The organism is Bacteriovorax sp. HI3, from assembly GCF_059738875.1.
In genome coordinates, this window is sequence record NZ_AP026946.1 from 1,665,094 (window position 1) to 1,683,391 (window position 18,298).

The 18,298-nt window shown below is 39.0% G+C and carries 15 protein-coding genes; all 15 read left to right on the top strand.

What is annotated here, in order from left to right:
* The first annotated feature begins 181 nt into the window (after positions 1-181).
* Positions 182-784, top strand: a complete 603-nt coding sequence (locus AC6JA8_RS08320; protein WP_497976643.1) for a hypothetical protein — start codon at positions 182-184, stop codon at positions 782-784.
* Between the two features lie 8 nt (positions 785-792).
* Entirely contained in the window at positions 793-2,271 is a 1,479-nt protein-coding gene (locus tag AC6JA8_RS08325) for a hypothetical protein (RefSeq protein ID WP_497976644.1), read from the top strand.
* Between the two features lie 23 nt (positions 2,272-2,294).
* Complete coding sequence (locus tag AC6JA8_RS08330) at positions 2,295-3,275, top strand: hypothetical protein (RefSeq protein ID WP_497976645.1); 981 nt, start codon at positions 2,295-2,297, stop codon at positions 3,273-3,275.
* Positions 3,276-3,282: 7 nt separating this feature from the next.
* Positions 3,283-3,651: a hypothetical protein gene (locus AC6JA8_RS08335; protein ID WP_497976646.1), complete on the top strand. Its 369-nt coding sequence runs from the start codon at positions 3,283-3,285 to the stop codon at positions 3,649-3,651.
* Positions 3,648-4,895, top strand: a complete 1,248-nt coding sequence (locus AC6JA8_RS08340; RefSeq protein ID WP_497976647.1) for a hypothetical protein — start codon at positions 3,648-3,650, stop codon at positions 4,893-4,895. Before AC6JA8_RS08335 ends, AC6JA8_RS08340 begins: the two co-directional genes overlap by 4 nt.
* A 2-nt stretch (positions 4,896-4,897) precedes the next feature.
* The gene (locus tag AC6JA8_RS08345) at positions 4,898-5,518 is read left to right on the top strand and encodes a hypothetical protein (RefSeq protein ID WP_497976648.1); all 621 of its coding nucleotides are present in this window, start codon (positions 4,898-4,900) and stop codon (positions 5,516-5,518) included.
* Positions 5,519-5,618: 100 nt separating this feature from the next.
* Complete coding sequence (locus AC6JA8_RS08350; protein WP_497976649.1) at positions 5,619-6,983, top strand: sigma-54-dependent transcriptional regulator; 1,365 nt, start codon at positions 5,619-5,621, stop codon at positions 6,981-6,983.
* Positions 6,970-7,164, top strand: a complete 195-nt coding sequence (locus AC6JA8_RS08355) for a hypothetical protein (RefSeq protein WP_497976650.1) — start codon at positions 6,970-6,972, stop codon at positions 7,162-7,164. The genes AC6JA8_RS08350 and AC6JA8_RS08355 overlap by 14 nt, the downstream gene beginning before the upstream one ends.
* Positions 7,165-7,292: 128 nt before the next feature.
* Complete coding sequence (locus tag AC6JA8_RS08360; protein ID WP_497976651.1) at positions 7,293-10,388, top strand: hypothetical protein; 3,096 nt, start codon at positions 7,293-7,295, stop codon at positions 10,386-10,388.
* Between the two features lie 229 nt (positions 10,389-10,617).
* Entirely contained in the window at positions 10,618-10,845 is a 228-nt protein-coding gene (locus AC6JA8_RS08365; RefSeq protein ID WP_497976652.1) for a hypothetical protein, read from the top strand.
* 27 nt (positions 10,846-10,872) lie between these two features.
* Positions 10,873-12,264: an ABC transporter substrate-binding protein gene (locus AC6JA8_RS08370; RefSeq protein ID WP_497976653.1), complete on the top strand. Its 1,392-nt coding sequence runs from the start codon at positions 10,873-10,875 to the stop codon at positions 12,262-12,264.
* Positions 12,249-13,190, top strand: coding sequence for a YcaO-like family protein (locus tag AC6JA8_RS08375; RefSeq protein ID WP_497976654.1), 942 nt, complete (start codon positions 12,249-12,251; stop codon positions 13,188-13,190). The genes AC6JA8_RS08370 and AC6JA8_RS08375 overlap by 16 nt, the downstream gene beginning before the upstream one ends.
* A complete protein-coding gene (locus AC6JA8_RS08380) occupies positions 13,187-14,812 on the top strand; it encodes a sensor histidine kinase (protein WP_497976655.1) in 1,626 nt (541 codons plus the stop codon). Before AC6JA8_RS08375 ends, AC6JA8_RS08380 begins: the two co-directional genes overlap by 4 nt.
* A gap of 195 nt (positions 14,813-15,007) precedes the next feature.
* A complete protein-coding gene (locus tag AC6JA8_RS08385; protein WP_497976656.1) occupies positions 15,008-15,757 on the top strand; it encodes a hypothetical protein in 750 nt (249 codons plus the stop codon).
* A gap of 38 nt (positions 15,758-15,795) precedes the next feature.
* Positions 15,796-18,291: a hypothetical protein gene (locus AC6JA8_RS08390; protein WP_497976657.1), complete on the top strand. Its 2,496-nt coding sequence runs from the start codon at positions 15,796-15,798 to the stop codon at positions 18,289-18,291.
* Positions 18,292-18,298: the final 7 nt, after the last annotated feature.

Sequence of the window (18,298 nt, forward strand, 5' to 3'; positions counted from 1 at the left end):
TTGATTAGAAAAGGCCTCGCTTTATGCGGGGCTTTTTTTTGTCTTCTTATTGTATCTAAAATGATACGCCCATATTTGAATCTAATACGCTCTCGATGTTTTTTATCGTTTTATCAATTGGTTATACACTGAAAAACTTGGCACTCAGGTTGTAATAGCGTCTCCATAATGGAGAGTGATTATGAAAAACTGGGTACTGTCTTTAGCTATTTCAACGAGTCTTTTGCCGGCCTTTGCTCACGCGGGATGGGGCTGCTCGAAATCCATTAGAGAAAATGCCAGCGCAGTAGAGGCCATTAAATTTCTTAGGCCTTATGAAGGAAGCTTCAACCTTGGCTCTTGCTCTATTGAATTGCAGGTTTGCGACTTGAATGTTCCTGCAGACGACAATGCCAGTTCATTTGCGGCGGACATCGTGGTGATTAACCGTTCAGGTGAGCGCTACATTCCTTTTTTCATCAGCACCGAAAAAACAAAATGGCAAAAGCAAGTGACCTTCCAGAATCAAAGGGCCTTTGTCTATCGCCTGAAAGACTGGAATGAAGACCCGGAAACAGGGAAAGACGAAAAATACGATATCGAGTTTATCCGCAAAGAAAATTCAAAAGAGCTTGATTACATCGAAGTTGGCTTCACTAGTGAAGTTGAAAGAGAAAGAGAAGGTTATGTGCCTCCTAAGTGGATGGCCTGCGGTTTTGAACGCGAAGCTTATCTTAGAGAACATCCGGTAAAACATAAAATTAAATCATTTTGGTGGTGGTTAACACACCTAAAAACACGTTAGGGGGAATTATGAAAAAAACAATGTGCTTAAGTTCAATGCTGCTTTTAAGTCAATCGCTTTTTGCTGGCGTATCGCCTGCTGATGGGCAGTTTGCTGTGCTAAAACCTCAGTACTCATGTGAGGTTAATGTTCCAAAAGGTAGATCGTCTTCACAGATTTATTTCAGTAAAGACTGTCAAACGGCCTACGTACTGCCATCACTTAATATGAGAAAAACGGTTCTAAAACCTTATGTGACAGCTGATGCTGGAATTTGTACTCGTTATACGCAGGTGATTAATTCATTAAATAAGGTGGATGCTAAGGTTGAAAAGTTAGATGAAACAATTGATAAGCTTCAAGAAAGTTATGCCAACGCCAACAATGACAGTGATAGAAGAGTCTTAAAAGAAAAATTGGACTATTTTCAGGGGGCCAAAGAGGCGCTCGTTAAAGAAAGAAATGTGGCGCTTGATCCATTCTATAATACTTCAGCTCTAAGAGCTCAGATCAGAGTTGAATCTGACATTATGGATGAAGTTGCAGCTTTCCAGACAGAAAACCTGAACGCTGTAAGCTCAGCAGAGCGCGTTTTCCCAGTGAGATTTGCTCCAGCTCAAACGATTGATTCATTGCTGGCCATTTCTTCAAAAGATGCAAAAGGGTATTTAGGAAGATCAGTTTTAAAGATTGATTTCCCAGGAACTCGATATGTACCAACAAAAGAAGAAAAAGATTATTACTCACCACTGACGACTCTCATCAATATGAATGGATCTATGAGTGGTGTGGTTGACATTTCAGCCGTTAGTTACTGTTCGGCATTGGCAAAAAGAAAAGACTTAAATCCTTCTGACGAAGAAGATTTAGTAAGCCTGTTTCATTCAGCGGTGGCCTTAAACTATGACTACCAGGTAAGAGTTCAGGCCGGAGTAAGGCTGCATATGAAATCGACTTTGGAGATGAAAGATTTCCTTTCGCGTATCCAGGAAAGAATTGTGAATACAGCTTATTCAAGAGATCAATTCTTGGGAGCGATGGTTGAAGGTGGAGTTTTAAACAATTTGATCATTGATATTGATGACCAGGGACAAGAAGTAGACCTTTCAAAAATTGTTTTTTCTGAAAATGGAGATGGCGAAAGTGAAAACTTAAACCCAATGGCACCACTTATTGGAAAATTTATCAAAATGCACCTGGATAGAATTGAAGAAAAATTGGAAAAACATGGTCTTTTAAAATCAGTGACAGAGACACGTGCCAAAGAAATCCAAGCGCAGACGAGACAGGAAATTGGTGGATACAGAACAATCTGTAGCTCGAGATCAAGCTGGTTTAGTAGCCATAAATCATGCAGCCAGCAACCGGTTTATGTCACGGTAAATTATCCGGGGGTCTCAGAGCTTCTGAAGTTAAACTCGGACACTTCTAAGATTGAAGATGAAGTAACGTTTGAAACACATCAAACGACAACAGTAAGACACTCTTCAACTTTTGGAAAAAGATAATTAAAAAAATAAAAGGGGATATTATGAAAACAGCATTAATAATGGGACTACTGGCAGTACATACAACAACGATGGCCGAAACCAATTGGGATCAGCTTGTTTTAGAAGCACCGGAAGCAAAAACTTACCGAGTGGAGTTGGATAAACGTTTTGTCGAGTTCGACCTGGTGAAATTTAACAGTGGAAAAGTGCGCTTTAACGGTTTTTCCCGTTTAAGCAGCAAAGATAAAGTAAAACTTGTCTACCACATGAAGAAAAAAGGCCTGGAAGAGGCCTGCCGAGATTATGCGGAACTTGGTGGACGCTATAAATTCAAGGCCGAGCTGGTTTTTAAAAAAGGAGCAGTCGCAAAAGACTTCTCTTTTAACCTGGATGGAAAAAACTACAGCAGTGCTGATTTTGATAACCAGTTGAGCATTGGAAAAGTGGCAGTAGAAGATCTGGGGCCATCAGACCGTTCACCATACACTAACAGTGCCAATGATGAAATTTCTGAATACTCAGAGCTTATGAACTCGGCAATTGAAAACACACAGGGTGACACAGTGGTTGTGGACCTTTCAAAGAACTTGGGAATTGCCTGTGATATTGGACTTGGTTTTATTAAACCTGTTGTGACTCAAACGATTTCTTATGAGAAGGCCATGCCTAACCTGAGCTACTGGATTGATCAAAAGAGTTATAGCGAACTTTATCGTCTCTTTAATGATGAGATGAAAAAAGTGACTCCTTCTGTAGAGCGCGATGTTCAAAAATTCAATGAAGGACTGGTTCTTGGATGGTCGCTGGCCCAGGGGAATGAGCGTTTAAAAGATGTCGTCTTAAAAAATGGAGATAAAGGAGCAAAACTTCTAAAGTCACTAAAAATGAAAAGTGAATCTAGCGAAGCGACTGAATCAATGTGGCGACAAACTTTTGACTACGCAAAGCCTACGTCATTAATGACGAATCAGAAACTCTCAATTGTTTCAGGCGATGTGTTTGTTGAAGTTCTTAACGAATAGGTGATGTATGAAAACTCAATCTTTATTCTTCGTTCTTCTTCTCTTGTGCTTTTTTGGATGCGGGAAAAATGGTGGAAGTGAAAAACCGACTGAAGCTTCAGGTCGTGAGGAAAACCAAAGAATAGAGTACACGGAAGAAGAAAAGGCCTATGCTTCGGAACTAAAATTATGCTCAAGTATTTGGGAGGAAGAAAAAGTTCAGGAAGAAAAAAGACCAATCGCTTTTGGGGCCATGTTGTACGATTGTTTGAAAATGAAAGAGCTCGACATTAAAAGCGCAGGATTTTTATACACTGAATTTGAAAATAAAAGACAAGGCAAGGCCATCAATTTCGATCAAATGGCAAAGGTCTTGTTAAAGGGGAGGAAATCATGAAACTAAAATTAACAGCGGCAATCGCTTTATCATTATCAGGATCTGCTTTTGCTGGTCCTATTTACTCAACGTCTTGTGATGTGGCCCGTGAGATCGTTGTCCCGGAATACTCTTCAGGTTATTTTATGGATAAGACTTGTAAAAAAGCTTATGTCCTGCCGCCATCAATTGGTTCAATGACCGTGAGTGGAAGGACAGTGGGAGATATTTCACGTTGTAAAGAGATTAAGCAGTTTAATAAAATGCTTAAAACGATTAACACCAATATTAACGATGCAGTCAAAGCAAAGAAAAGTGCTGAAGACGTTAAGGCACTATTTGATCAAAGAAAAATGATCGCTGATGAATTTGGAGATCTCGAAGGAGTAATGGGAGCTTCGGTGGAGCTTCTTTTTTCTAATGGAATCGATGATAACCTGGCCCGCTTTAGAGAGTTAAACCAGAATGTGGCGGTGGAATTTGTTCCCGTGCAATTAAAGAATCTTCAATTAAATTATAACCAAACGACACCGTTTGATTCACAAATGCAAGTGGCCTTTAATCAGACCATTCCATTAAGTGACCTCAATAATGTCGGCCCGGGCTCTTTTTCAGGCAGACTGGATTTGAGCCTGTTTGGGGCCTGTCCGTTGATTGATCCTTTCGAGAGAACGATTCCTGAAAAAATTAAAGCGCAGGATCTCTCAGGAATTATCACTCCGAACATGACGTATAAATACGATATCGGGGCAACTTACAAATACACGGCAACTTATAATTTATCCGGGCTCGCTTCGAAAATTAAATCGATGTCTTCTTCTGGAGGATTATTTAGTACGTCATCAACTTCAAAGTTGATTGAGACGGCGGAGAGCTCTGGGTGGTTTAACCTGGAAATGAGTTGTGATGACAGCCGCGTGTGTGATCAGGCAAAAATGGAGACGGCCCTGACAATTAAGCAGCGCCTTGTTCAGGAAGTACTAGACCAGATTGCCATTACTAAAGTTGGTTATTCAGTAAAACCGGCGGATGCTCCTGAGCCAGGGAAAAATGGAGCAAGCACCGCTTCGGATGCTTTAAAAAAATGCCCGAACACTTACTGTCAGGCTGCGGCCGTGGTTCTTGATGTGGCCTCAAGTATCTTTGGTGGTTCATCAAAGACTGACCAGTATATTGCTAAAAACAATCATCAGGTCACTGAGAGCGTAACTGAAAATCGTCCAATTGAGTTTATTGGCATGATGGGCTTTGGAAAAAGGAAATAAAAATGAAAGGTTTTATTGTCACAATTGTTTGTTTATTTGTTTTAGAGTCGGCCTATGCTTTTGAAAGAGAGGGTAAAAGATGGGTCGTTGAAAGCAATAATGTGCCAAGCTGTGTTTTATACAGAAAGCGTGTGGCCAATTACTATCAGCGCCTTTCTGAAGTGAGTTTTGCCGAAAAGATTTCTAAAGGTCAGCTCACTTTGAATGAAGTGATCCGCCTGACGGAGTTATGGAAGAGAACCAATATTCCTCTTAATCTGGAAGCAGTGGCCATTTATAAAGAAAGACTGATTCTGACTTCTCAGGAAATGCTGTTTTTTAAACAAGAAAATAAAGTGGAAGTTCAGTCCGAATTTTTTAATTGGGTCAATGACCACTTTATTCTTCCTGAGAGTGTGATGCAATTTAGTATCAATGAAAGAGAAGGAATCGTTGATGTCGAGATCTCTCTTCCTTACGTCCAGGCCTGCCTGGGAAGTTATGGAGTGGATGTTTTCCTGACTCGTCCAACAGGGCAGCGCTACCAGCTTCAATTCTCTTTGGATAAACACAGAAGTGATCGCTATGACCTTATTCAAGGGTTCTTTCCGCCTCTGGCCGAAAGGACTCTTGCCCACCCTTGAGCGGCCTTGTCCGGGCCGCTCTTTTTAGCCTGTTATCATAGAGTTAAAGGGATATTTCTAAATGAATTAATTTCACAGGTCCACTAAAGTGTTTTGATCTATGCTAAAAATGCTCATGCTTAAAATACTGGTTATCGACGATGATAAATTGTCGCGAATGAAAATTAAGTCCCATCTTGCTGACCACCATGTGGTGGAAGCTTCTTCGTATGAAGAAGCGGTAGAGAGACTGACTCAAAATTTTGATTTGTGTTTTATTGATCTCAATTTAGATAACACAGAAGTCCTTCTGGGTTTTGAAATCTTAAAAATCACTGTTCAAAAAGGAATCTATAGCGTTGTTATGTCTTCATTGCATGATGAAGAAATCATCGAGCATGCTTATGAATTGGGTTGTAATGATTATTACACCAAGGGAACAGAGAAAAATAGTATCGCCGACACACTTAATCGCTTTCTTTTAAGCAAGAACGACTATCTGGAGAATCACTTTTTTAAAGAGATTTTTCCGACGAAATCAAAAGAACAAAAGAATATCTTAAAGAAAATTATCCCGGTTATTCAGACTGAACTGCCGATTTGCCTTCTGGGTGAAAGTGGGACAGGGAAGACTTTCCTTGCCAAAGAAATCCATGAACAGTCAAAGAGACCCGGTCCATTTGTTGCGGTAAACTGCGCGGCCTTAAGCGAAGAACTTCTGGAATCAGAACTTTTTGGGCATGCAAAAGGCGCCTTTACCGGAGCAACTTCAGATTCTAAAGGAAAGCTGGCCCTGGCCAACCATGGGACACTCTTTCTTGATGAGATCGGTTCAATGTCAAAAGGGCTTCAGGCCAAACTTCTTAAAGCGATTGAAGAAAAGTCATTTTACCAGGTGAACTCGGATAAACTGATTAAGTCAGATTTCAGAATTATCTCGGCGACTTTGGATAATCTGGAAGAGAAAATAAAATCGGGCGAATTTCGTTTTGACCTTTTCCAGCGTCTATGTGGACTCAACGTCGAACTTCTTCCTCTGAGAGAGAGAAAAGAAGACATCCTGGATTTGATTAAAAAAGAACTTGTTCAAGTCTCGGAAAGTGGACGCAAGATCGTTCTTTCAAAAGAGGCAAAATCGATTCTGGAAAATCACAGCTGGCCAGGAAATATCCGCGAACTCAAACGTGTCTTCCAGCTGATTGCTATTGATAACAAAGGGCTTATTTCAAAAGACGATATCGAAAAGCACTTAGAAGAAAGAGCTTTCTCATTAAAAGGCAATCTTCTGGTAAAAAATCAGATGCAAATGGCCCTGACGATGGGACTTCCAGAGTTTTTAGAAGAGATTGAAAAAGAAGTTGTGAACCACGCCCTGGCCAATAACAATCACGCTATCAGAAAGACCCTGGCACAGTTAAAGATCAATCAGGCGAGGCTTTATAAGCATATCAAGTCGGGTAAAGGGGAATTGAGTGAAGTTCACTGATTTCCAGAAATACAAGCACGACACCATTGGGAAATTCGCCATTCTTAAAGAGATGATTGAATCGCTTGAAGAAGGGGACCTAAAGACCAAAGATTCTCAAGAAATTCTTGAGGCTGCCAATGAAGCCTTCGAAAAAATGCTCGTGTCCTCTCGTGAGTTTTTAAGTAAATCAAAGAATTAAAAAAAAAATGGCGTTTATCATTGTACACAGCTTGAGTACATATAATCCTATAAGAATTACATTTTCAGAGACGATTAAATTAAATATTGATAGTTCTTTTAACTGATCATTATTTATGGGGTATCTTGATGAAAAAGTTGTGCTTAAAAAAACATTCAATATTGGTGGCCTTGTTGGTCCTGGTAAGTTGTTCAAAAGAGACACAGACTATCAACCAAACAATTCAAAAATCAGAATCAAATTCAGTAAAAAAAATAGCCGCAGATGGTGAAGTTAATTTAGATTGGGCCTCAGTCGCGAAAACGGAATTTATCTACTCTTTAGGGGCTTTCCCAGACAAGAGAAGTGTCGATTACTTTTCTTTAAGTGAATTTTTGGATCCACAAACTAATAAAAAAAATTTTTTAGTTTCAGGAAAATCAATTCTTGTTGAAGAAGGTTCACCATCAGACATTAATCTCTCTGAAAACTTAGGAACAGTGACAATCGAGGCCGAAGAGCTTGTCATTAAAAAGAAGTTATTGCTTCCTGGGGCCCAGGTTATTCTAAACGTTCAGAAACTCATTTTTGAAGGAAATGGAAAGATTGTGACTACTCCTCATGATTTTTCAACGAGGGCCGAAGTAAAAGGCAATGGGAAAAAGGGTGCACGTGGTGGAGATATTATTTTAAATGTATCGGAGCTTTATGCTGATGCTGGGCAAGTTCGTTTTGATCTTTCTGGTGGCAGGGGGCAAGAGGCAGGTCTAGGCGTTACCGGCAAACCAGGAAGGTCGGTTTATCCTCTTTATGAGGGAACAAATATTATTAGAGAGTGCGTGACACGAATTGAGGAGTGCAATGAGGTAGATAAAGGGCTAGAGCATAAATTCCCTGTCGAGTGCCGCGGTGGAAATGACAATCCGACAGCGGGAGCTGTTGGAGAAATCGCAGGTCATCCTGGAGCAGGAGGGGATAGTGGAAACATTTATTTGCCAGAGTCATTGCTTCAAATTGAAAAAGGTCTTTTTTTGACAAAACCTGGTGAGGTGGGGAAGGTCGCGGCCGATACACCATATGGTGCAGATGGAACACCTTTTGAATTTCAAGTTAAAAATATCACAATAAAAAAAACAAGAGCGAAATGTACAAGTGGGTATAATGGGCATGCTACGGTTACTAATCAAGAAAGCTTTATTAAGGGAGTGATTGAAAACTCATCAAAAAATAAAGTAATACCTTCACCTAAATCTCCCCTTGAGAGTTCATTAGGTGGAAGTGTGCTTCCATTAGGAGTAGAGAGAAGAATCTTTACAGGCAGATTATTGATTCATCAATTTAATTACGCCAAAGACCTATACCGCAATAATTACTTTAATGAAGCTCAAACAGAGTTGAAAAATGTTTTAGTGGCTTCGGAAGCTATCGTTGAAGACGTCCAGGCATCTCTAGTTCAAAGAGAAGCACAGATACTTCTTAATCAGTTATTGTCGCAAAAAGATTTTTATGGGATGCCCCTAGATGCGGTTCCGCAAATATCTTTAGTTAAGCTTTTGACAGCTTATAAGAAAGAAATTGATGACTCGTTTGAGACTCTTAAGTTTACAAGCTATTTTGCTAATAAAGTGAAAACAGCACAAGAAAAGAGGAATCGTTTTCTTGAAAACAAGGAGCATCTTTCGCTTAGAGTTGAGCAGTTAAAGGAAGAAAACGATGAAGCTTATAAAGCCTTTCCTCTTATAATTAAAGAGATTGAAGAGCTAAAGAGAGACCAAAAAGCTTTTGATGTTGCACTTGCCGAAGTTGAAAATGAAATAGAAAAAGAAGCACAAAGAAATATTGATACGAGAAATAAGAAGAAAAAGCTTATTGGAGCGATAAGGCTAGTGGCCACTCTTGCAAAAGTTTCACCTGTCGGTCAACCAGCAGCGGCTGCTATTGGGACTTCAATAGATACGATAGTATCGGCAACCGAGAATGAGGATAGCAGTATCTTAGACAAGCTTAAAACCGGGTATGACATTTTTCAAAGTGTTAGGGATATTGATTTTAAGAAGTCTAAAGAAAACTGGAATGAGAAATATAGCAATCTTTACTACGATAAATTCAAAACAAATAATCCGGAAATAAAGGATCATCGTTTTGAGAAATATTTAAAGAACACTTTTGAGACAACTAAGCCACTATTCGATGCAGCTAGCAAGTATTACAAGGATTATATTGCGACGGAAGTTCCACGCTCAGAGTATGAGGCAGAAGTTCAAAAGATCAAATCGATGAATCCTCGCTTTAAGACACTTGTAGAAAAGTTGAGTCTTCTGCAAGCAAAGAAAGAGCAGGTTAATAATCTCTTAATCGAAACTCTTTCAATAATTAATCAAACAGAATCAGAAATTAATAATAGCTATGTAATGATTGCTGCAGCAGAGTCAGACTACTTAAACTTTTCGAGTGGTTTAAACTTTTCGGTTAACGATTCGATTGAGTTTTACGAGAAAAACGCGAAAAATTCTTTGATGAAGTATAAACTCATTTTAGCAAAAGCTTCTGTGTATCGTTTACTTACACCTATTGCTGCTAATTTAAATATTCAGAAGATTGAAGAGCAAATAGTTCGTTTCGCCTCAAGTAACGGTGAAACGATTGATATTGAAATGCTCAAGAGGCTATACAAGGCTGATTTATCAAACATTGCTGACAATATTTTTACCCAGATAGAATCGGGATCATTAAAAGAATATGAGGGAGAGATCTTAGTAGATTTAAATAAGAAGGAGATCAATGCCTTATTGAATAACAAGCAAGTTGCGATTTCTCTTGGTGAGAGAAGCCCACTGAAGGCCAACGAAGAGAATGCAAGAGTTATTTCTATTTCACTGAACGATGTTGTATTACGTTCAGAAGGTAAAAATGGTAATGTCGACTTTATTGTCAATCATGGAGGGCAGTCTTTCATTACCAAAGATGGAAGAGAGTATAAATTTACTCACATTAACGCAAACGACATTTGGATTTCACGTCTTGATCTTTCACGTGGAACGACAACGCTTCTTGAAGAGTCTCCAGACACTGAAAATCTTTTTTCTGCTTTATTTGATGACAACCGTGCTCAAGAAAAAGGCAGTCTTTATGGCCGAGTAGGGTTTAATTCAAAGTTTTTTATTAAACTGGTAGGGAACCTTGCAGATCTGGATATTCAATATGCCCAAATTAAGGTCAAGTATAGTTTTTCTCACAAAAAATAAGACAGGACTAAATTGGTAATTTACAGAGACAAAAAGTGAGGCCAGAAAATGGCCTCATTTGTAAATGGATACTTTAGCCAAATAGGCTAAATCAAAAAATGAGCACTTAATCTGTATCTATTTTAGTACACCAACTGTAAATATTTTAAGTTGGAAGATTCCATTTGAAATTGGGTCAAACAACAGGTAAGTTCCAACTGCTTTTTAGTAGCGAAAAAGGGGAGAAAAGATGAAAATAAAAGCAGTATTGGGATCGACAGTTTTAGCAGCAGCTTTATCGGCACATGCACAGACAGCGGCAGTAAAACTTCCGCCTTCGATTGAAGTGAAAAAGCCTCAAGAAGTTAAACTTCCAGAAGGCCAAAAGCATGTGAACAAAGACGTATTGATTAAAGATGTGTCTGAAAAAATTAAAGCAATGAACGAAAACTCTAGAACTGAAGTTGTTGGTATTTAATTGAAGTTTTTAGTGATGGTATTTTTTATGACTCTTTTAACGAACACAGAGGCCAAAACTCTTCAAGTGGGAATGCCTCATGTTCCAGAGCGCTTGAACCATCTTGAGATTCACTCGCTTTATGAGTATGTGATATTTGATGACCTGCTTAGACCTCTTGTGAAGTTTGACACTAACGGTGAAATTTCGGCAGACCTGGTTTTGAAGTGGGAGATCAAAGAAGATTATAAAAAATTTATCTTCACACTAAAAGACAATCAAACATTTTCTGATGGAACTCCTATCACCACCAATGATGTGGTGGCGTCTTTAAAATACCTGAATGCCGGTCCGGATATTGTTCATGGAGATGGCAAAAAAATTAAGAAAGTGTCTCTGATTGATAAAGCGCGTTTTGAAATTGAGCTTTTTGAGTCAGACCCTTTTTTTCTGACAGAACTTTCCTCTCCAGAGTACAGAGTGACCAAGCTTGATAGTAAAGAATACAAAGTGACTTCTGGCCCTTATGTTGTTTCTGAAGGTTCAGCAAAATCTGGTTTCACCCTTAAACTTAATAAGAACTATCCTTTCCCAAAAACGGTGAAGTATGATCAGGTTCACTTTGAAGGCTACAATGTAGAAAAGCCCATCACTGATGAACTCTTAAAAAAGTTTGATGTCATCTGGCCTAAATCGACAATCAAAAAAGAAGAACTGGCCAGGATTGAGAAAGCTGGTTTTAGCCTTTATCAAATGAATTTGGGATTTTCTTTTTGGTTTGCTTTAAATCCAAAAAACTTATCTCTATCTGAACGCGAAAGCATTTCAGAACGCGTGACAAAGTATTGGAAGGGAAGCACTTTTTTTATTGAAAACAATCTCATCCCTTCTTCTCAGCTTTTTTTACCATATGGTCCAGGACGTATGAATGAAGCTGAAATTCAGGCCATTTCATCTAAAAAACAGGCAAGCGTAGAAATCAAACGCACACTTTCGGTGCTATTGCCTAAAAGTGTTCAAAAAGAAATTGAAAATTCGCTCAAGGCTATTGGGGCAAAAACTAAAATTGAGTATTACGAAAATTTCTCTGAGTACGCGACAATGATCAAAGCAAAAGATTATGACATCGTGTTTGTAAACAATGACCTCTCATCAATCGATTTGCGCTCAAGTTTGATTGTGACATTCAATCCTTCGAGACCTCTGGTCTTTGTTGATGAAAAAAATAAGCAGTTTAATGAACTGCTAAAATCTATAAAAACAGAACAAAATACATCTCTTCGTTACCAGGGAATTAAAAAACTGGGGCAGAAGGTTTTAGAAGACGCTCTTGTTGTTCCTCTTTATTATAAAATGGGTGTTGTCCTGACGAAAAAAGGCATCGACCTAAGCGACTGGAACAAGGCCGGGGCCGAAACATTCTCATGGAAGATCAAGTAGTCTCGTTTTTTCATTCACTAAAAGAGAAGTTTCCTTCAATTAACTTTGAAGTCATTCATAATTCTTTTTCTAAAGACCTGATACATTTTGTTATAAAGGACGAAAACGACAGGGGGTTTGGCGGTGCCAACTCTCAGTTGCTTGCGGCCCAAAAGGCCTATTCAGAGTTTATTGAAAGAAAGGCCATGGGCGAGCTCAACAGCATGTTTGGTGTCGCTTTTAAAACCTCTAATGGTTTTGCAGCTCATTTAACCTATGAAGAGGCGGCCGAGAGTTCAAGACAAGAGATTATTGAAAGAGATGCTCTTCTTTTATCATGGCATGGAAAAATGGCCCCTTACTGGGTAGGAGAAGCAGAGCTTTTGGCAATGCTTTCCGAGGGGAATAAAAATATCTATCGTGAACATCTGGCCCATAAGCTTGACCTTAGAATTGGTCTCATTGCGATGAGTGAGGGAATCTATACGGCCTTAGGTTGTGTGAAAATGTCAAATGGAGGTTTTTATATTGATTGTAAAAGCGGAATCTCTTTGGCGAATCTCTTTGACTCTTTGGTTGAGAGTCTGACTTTTCTTTCTCACTATATCGTTAAAGGATATACCAAAGAATTAAAAATCAAGGTGATCCCAGAAAAGCCTATGGATCATTTTGATTACTATATGAAACAAAGAAGCAACATTGATTGGTTTTTTAAAGGAAGTGAGAGTGTGTATGAGATCCCTCAGGGGCGCATTCGTACTTACAACTGTCACATTGATGAGCTTCTGGGGACAAAAACCAATCGAGTGGTTTGTTACTCTGAGAGCATCGACATGCAGACTTACTATTGTGGGAAGCTGAGTGCAGAATCCTATAATAAGACACGTTTTGAATCTATTTTTGGAAATTCATTTAGACCCAATAAGCAGGTTCATCCGCTGTCATGAAAACTAAAACAATCCTCATCTTCTTCCTGCTCTTGTTGGTTTTAATCTCGGCCGGATTAAGTGGAGGGCTGTATCTTTTTAACCGTGAAAAAAACGATGCTCTTAAAGACGCCCTTAGACTTCAACAGAAAAATTCTCTGGAGTTAATTACCGAACAGGTTTATGGCGATCTACTTATCGACAACACCATGGAAGTGGAAAGAAAGCTTAATGTCATGGTGGAAAAGAAAGTTATTGAAAGCTTCAGTCTAATGAAAGGTGAAGATCAAAAAGATTCTTCGGCCTTTTGTCAGGTCATTTATTTTGATAAAATTAATAAACAAGGGGTATGGGGAAATTTCTGTGTGAAGTTTTCTTCAGAGCATTTGGGAGTTAACACTCTTGATCTCAAAGGTTTGACGACTGCCGTGATTTTTCTATCGGCCTTTTTTCTAATGATAATTGTGCTTATTTTCCGCCAGGTGACTAAGCAAAGCCAAAAACTTCATAAAGGTGTAGAGTCTGCTTTATTGCATCCAGATAAAGACATTATCGGTAGCGATTTATGGGCACCAGTCTTAGGGCACCTTCGCCAAGAAGTCTCTCGCAGCAAAAAAGCAGAAGAAGAACTTTTAAAGAGGCAGATTGAGGAAGAAAAAATTCTCATTGCTCATCAGGTTTCTCATGATATCCGCTCACCATTGAGCGTTTTAAGAATGGCCCTGGATGAAGTCAGTGGTGTCGCTCTTGAGCAGCGCCTGATGATTGAAAACGCCATTCAACGAATAAATGATATTAGCGACAATTTGCTTCAGTCTTTTAAGAAAAAAGTACCAAAAAATGAACTTGATGAAATGGCATTAGCGCCAGTTCTTGACCAATTAGTTGCCGAAAAAAAACTCCAGTATAAAGGCCGCGAGGACATTACTTTTTCTTATCATTTTCCTTTAGAATTAAAAGAAGCAAAAATCAAAATTCATCGATCTGATTTTCAGCGACTGTTTTCTAATATCGTTAACAATGCAGTCGAAGCGATGAGTTCTGGCGGAGTGATTGATATTAAAGTGAGTAAACACTTTCCCTTAATCGTCATTTCTATTACTGATCAAGGTGCTGGCATTCCCAAAGAAATCCTAGGAAAAATCGGCGAGCGCGGTCTGACTCATGGGAAAGATGGGAGTGCGTCTGGATCGGGGCTTGGTCTCTCCCACGCCAAAGAGGCCATGAAGTCTTTTGCCGGACAATTGGTCATTGAATCTAAAGAAGGAAAGGGGACCACAATAAATCTCTCTCTTCCTGCGGCCTTTGGCCATGAAGAAGACGCGACTTCTTTTTTTGATTATGTCTTTATCGATAACGATAAAATCATGCGCCTGGCATGGGAGCAAAGAGCGAGAAAGAATAAAGTGAAACTACTGTCACTTTCAACCCTTGCCGAGTTCGACGAATACCTTCAGCAAATTGATAAAGAAAAAACATGCATCTATATAGACAGTGACCTGGGCGAAGAACAAATCCCTGGAGAAGAGTTTGCTTTAAAACTTCACAAGGCCGGTTATCAGAAGCTTTTCATGGCCAGCAGCCATGAGATGCCCGAATTCTACCCCTGGCTAAGAAACAGTGGGAAAACCTGTCCTTTTTAAAAAGCTCACTTTTTTGTCACCCAAAAATGACTAGTTTTTAGACATCTTAGATACCAATCAGACTATTTTGAGCACATTACTCAGGTAAATAAAGCCACTTACCCGATCTTTTTAATATCACGACTAAAGTGTTTGCCCGGATCTTTCGATAACTAGCCTATAATTCTAAAAATATAAGAATTAGGACTAGGAAAAATGAGACTGCAAATTTTGAAAAACAGGCCTTTAAAATTGTTGGCCATCCTTACGGTTACGATGCATTCCTTTGCAGTGTGTGCATTTATGTCTCCATCAAACACTAATGCTCCTGCTCAAAAGCCATCAGTGGTCACTTCAGAGATAGTAAAAGTGCTGCAAAAAGATTGTGTCACTTGCACGCCTGATTTAGCACCAGGGTTTCCTTTGACAGGCAATAGGTCGGCGAGAGCGATTGCGATGGTTTCGGATAAGGCGATGAGCCAGGAAGAGCAATCATTCTTCATCTATCTTTCTGCTTACTGTATGACTGTTCCAGGATTAAGAGGCGAGAAAGATTTTAATAAGAAGATGTTGGACTCAATGAAAGAAACAGCTGTAAATGGAAATATTGATGGTTATTGGCAAGAAGCAGGCTGTGAGCCAATGTATATTGCTCAGACAATGTCTCCATTAATTCATGTCATTGCAGAAAACTCAACAGATAGAATGCAATATATGTTGTATTTGAAGAAGTATTATACAAATAAAAAAGATCCAGGAACTTTTAGAAAGATTATCAATTCTAAAAATAGCCAAGGGCAAACAGTTCTTGATTATATTCAGTATGCTTTTAACAATAGACGATTTGCCAATATTGAAGAAAAAGGTCTGAATGAGTTTATAAAATTTTTGTGTGAAAATGGGGCAGAGTATTCAAAATCTCCTGGAAAGCGATGTCCTGCAGAATATTTAACTTTATATAAGTAGTAATGAGAAAAGATTTTAAGAGCCTATTAATATTATCAGTGGCTGGAGTATTATCTCTGGCTTCTGCATTTGCAGATGATGCAAAAATTCCATGCTTAAAAAAGAATGGTGGGATTGGTTTAAATAGTCTTTCAGCTTTTGACTGCAATTTAACAAAAGCTGTATCTAATGATCCTAAAGTAAAAAATGCATTTGAAGATAAAGTTAACGATAAGCTTGCTGATAAATTAGCTACAAAAGCGAGTCAAAGATTAGAAGAAATCGTTATCATGGATAGATATTTTGATCAGATTGGTCTCGATCTGGGAATGGATTCAAAAGATGTAGAAAGAAAATGTCGTCTTGATGTTATCGCTAGCCCAAAATGTGGAAGTGGAGCAGATGAAAAATTATATGCTAATAAATTAGCTCATTTGCTAAATAAATTCCCTACTGCATCTCTGGGAAAAGGCCAGAAAGATAATCTCTTAGAAAGAATGCGCGCCAAAATGGGAGAACTAAGAGGAGCAAAACAGAAGAAAGTTAATAGCTGTCCAGCCTCAGGAACAACGGGGCATTTCTTTTTGGATTCACAGTTTAGTCAAAGTGCTGCGGTCGATTTTATTTCTTCATTGCAAGCAACAGGTGGAACGGCTATTGCTGCGAAATTTAGAATTGAGAAGTTTTATGAAACCTATCCTCAATTTAAGATGCTTAAAGACGCTGAGAGCTTAGGACCGGAAGGAGCTGCTCTTTTAAAGAAATTTGAGCAACAGATGAAAAGCTATCAAGCAAAAGATGGTTCTCAAAAAATCTTTATTGATAAATTTTTTGATTCCAAAGATACCCAACAGCAATTTGCTAAAGTTTTAGCTAATAAATGTGAAACGATCGCCAAAAACATTGAAGAATATCTTTGTAATGACCTGGATCATTTGGCAATGAATGATGAGTTTGCATCCGAATTCTTTAAAGGAGAAGGGGAAGAAACTGAAGTTAATCGTACAATCGCCAAGGGATTCAGTTGTGGCTTAAAAAATGCTGAAGGCGAGGATGAAGGGAATAATGCTGTTTTTACAAAAGGTGAAACAGTTGCATCTTGGGACGAAAAATTTCTTGAAGATACTAGAGCAATCCCAACAAATAATGATATTGCTATCATTGTAGATAACTTTTGCCGTCTTTACGACTGTAGCAATCCACAGGTGAAAGGGTTTAATTCTTGTAAAAATGGTGGGCCACTAAAAAGTGAAGATCTACTGAAACTTTGTCAAAAGTCAGATGATATAACAAGCTGTGACCAACAAATTCAAAAACAAATTACCTTTTTAAAGTCATTAGAGAAAGATGAAGAAGTTGTAAAATATGCAAAAGGTTCATCAGAATCTTATTTGAATGGAGAAACTACGAAAGCGAGAGGGTTTTCATCTTTCTATCAAAACTTCGTAGGTGTTGAAGGAACTCTTCTCGCCGAGGGTAAAAAAATCACTCCAATCACTGTTGCTGAAAAAACAGCTGAATTCGTAGAAAAGAAAATTGATCCAGGTGTAGCTTCACTTTCATCGTCTGCTCAATTGGCCCAAAATAAAATGGCCATGAAGCAAGAGACTCAAGGTGATATGGTCAATAATCAAATGATGAGAAATGACGAACGCTTCAATTCATTCGTCTCATCTAATCCAAATAGTGCGAATGAAGACTTTAGAAGAAGCCTCGTTCACAATAATATGAAAGGGGGCGCAGAGACTGTTGCTTCGAAGGCGAAGAAGTCTGATGCCTCATCGGCCGAAAATGACCGCACGGAAGAAATGAAAAAACTTCGTGCAGAGCTGGCAGAAGCTATTAATAGTGTAAAAGGAACTGATGAGGAGAAACTCTCGACGATTGCGGATAATAACCGCATGGTGCTTGCTCCAAAAGGATCAAGTGCTGAAGTTGCAAGACCAGTTAACCTAAGTCAGGCAGAACAGAATAGATTAGATCAGTATCGTGATAATTTAAGTGCATGGGAGTCTAAGCTTCGTGGCTGGCAAAACCAACTGACAGACAGAGAAATCAGCCGTGGGGCAGGAAGTTCTGGTAACTCCGCCAATGCTGCAGATCCTAGAAGAAATACAGCATCGGATGATTTTGGTTCGAACTCAGCATCTAATGATTATGGGTCATCTGCGGTAGCAGGAAGACTTTCGAAGTCGAGTGCCGGAGCTTCAGGCGCCGTTGCTAACGGTAAGGGCGAAGCTGAAGCGACAAGAGCTCAGGGGGCCGAAGGGGTTGAAGGTGAGCAGTCTGTAGTGAATTCAGAAAATTTAGCGACTTTAAGAAAAGAGTCTTTAAAGAGTTTAGGTATTGTGCCTGCAGACTCATTCATTATCAAAGTTCGCCACCTGGATAAGATTTACGATATACCTGTTAAGACATTTTCATACAACGGTAAGAGTATGTTTGTGCCTCTTTTAAATGAGAGAAACAAAGATCTTGCCCGCATCGTTTACAACAGCCCGCTCTTCAACGACTACCGCCAGTATCAGGCAGAAAAAGACAGAGCTTCGAGATAAAATTTAG

What these genes read in the sequence shown, in the direction of transcription:
- AC6JA8_RS08320 (WP_497976643.1), top strand. Translation starts at nt 182, where the DNA reads ATGAAAAACTGGGTACTGTCTTTAGCTATTTCAACGAGTCTTTTGCCG.
- AC6JA8_RS08325 (WP_497976644.1), top strand. Translation starts at nt 793, where the DNA reads ATGAAAAAAACAATGTGCTTAAGTTCAATGCTGCTTTTAAGTCAATCG.
- AC6JA8_RS08330 (WP_497976645.1), top strand. Translation starts at nt 2,295, where the DNA reads ATGAAAACAGCATTAATAATGGGACTACTGGCAGTACATACAACAACG.
- AC6JA8_RS08335 (WP_497976646.1), top strand. Translation starts at nt 3,283, where the DNA reads ATGAAAACTCAATCTTTATTCTTCGTTCTTCTTCTCTTGTGCTTTTTT.
- AC6JA8_RS08340 (WP_497976647.1), top strand. Translation starts at nt 3,648, where the DNA reads ATGAAACTAAAATTAACAGCGGCAATCGCTTTATCATTATCAGGATCT.
- AC6JA8_RS08345 (WP_497976648.1), top strand. Translation starts at nt 4,898, where the DNA reads ATGAAAGGTTTTATTGTCACAATTGTTTGTTTATTTGTTTTAGAGTCG.
- AC6JA8_RS08350 (WP_497976649.1), top strand. Translation starts at nt 5,619, where the DNA reads ATGCTAAAAATGCTCATGCTTAAAATACTGGTTATCGACGATGATAAA.
- AC6JA8_RS08360 (WP_497976651.1), top strand. Translation starts at nt 7,293, where the DNA reads ATGAAAAAGTTGTGCTTAAAAAAACATTCAATATTGGTGGCCTTGTTG.
- AC6JA8_RS08365 (WP_497976652.1), top strand. Translation starts at nt 10,618, where the DNA reads ATGAAAATAAAAGCAGTATTGGGATCGACAGTTTTAGCAGCAGCTTTA.
- AC6JA8_RS08370 (WP_497976653.1), top strand. Translation starts at nt 10,873, where the DNA reads ATGACTCTTTTAACGAACACAGAGGCCAAAACTCTTCAAGTGGGAATG.
- AC6JA8_RS08375 (WP_497976654.1), top strand. Translation starts at nt 12,249, where the DNA reads ATGGAAGATCAAGTAGTCTCGTTTTTTCATTCACTAAAAGAGAAGTTT.
- AC6JA8_RS08380 (WP_497976655.1), top strand. Translation starts at nt 13,187, where the DNA reads ATGAAAACTAAAACAATCCTCATCTTCTTCCTGCTCTTGTTGGTTTTA.
- AC6JA8_RS08385 (WP_497976656.1), top strand. Translation starts at nt 15,008, where the DNA reads ATGAGACTGCAAATTTTGAAAAACAGGCCTTTAAAATTGTTGGCCATC.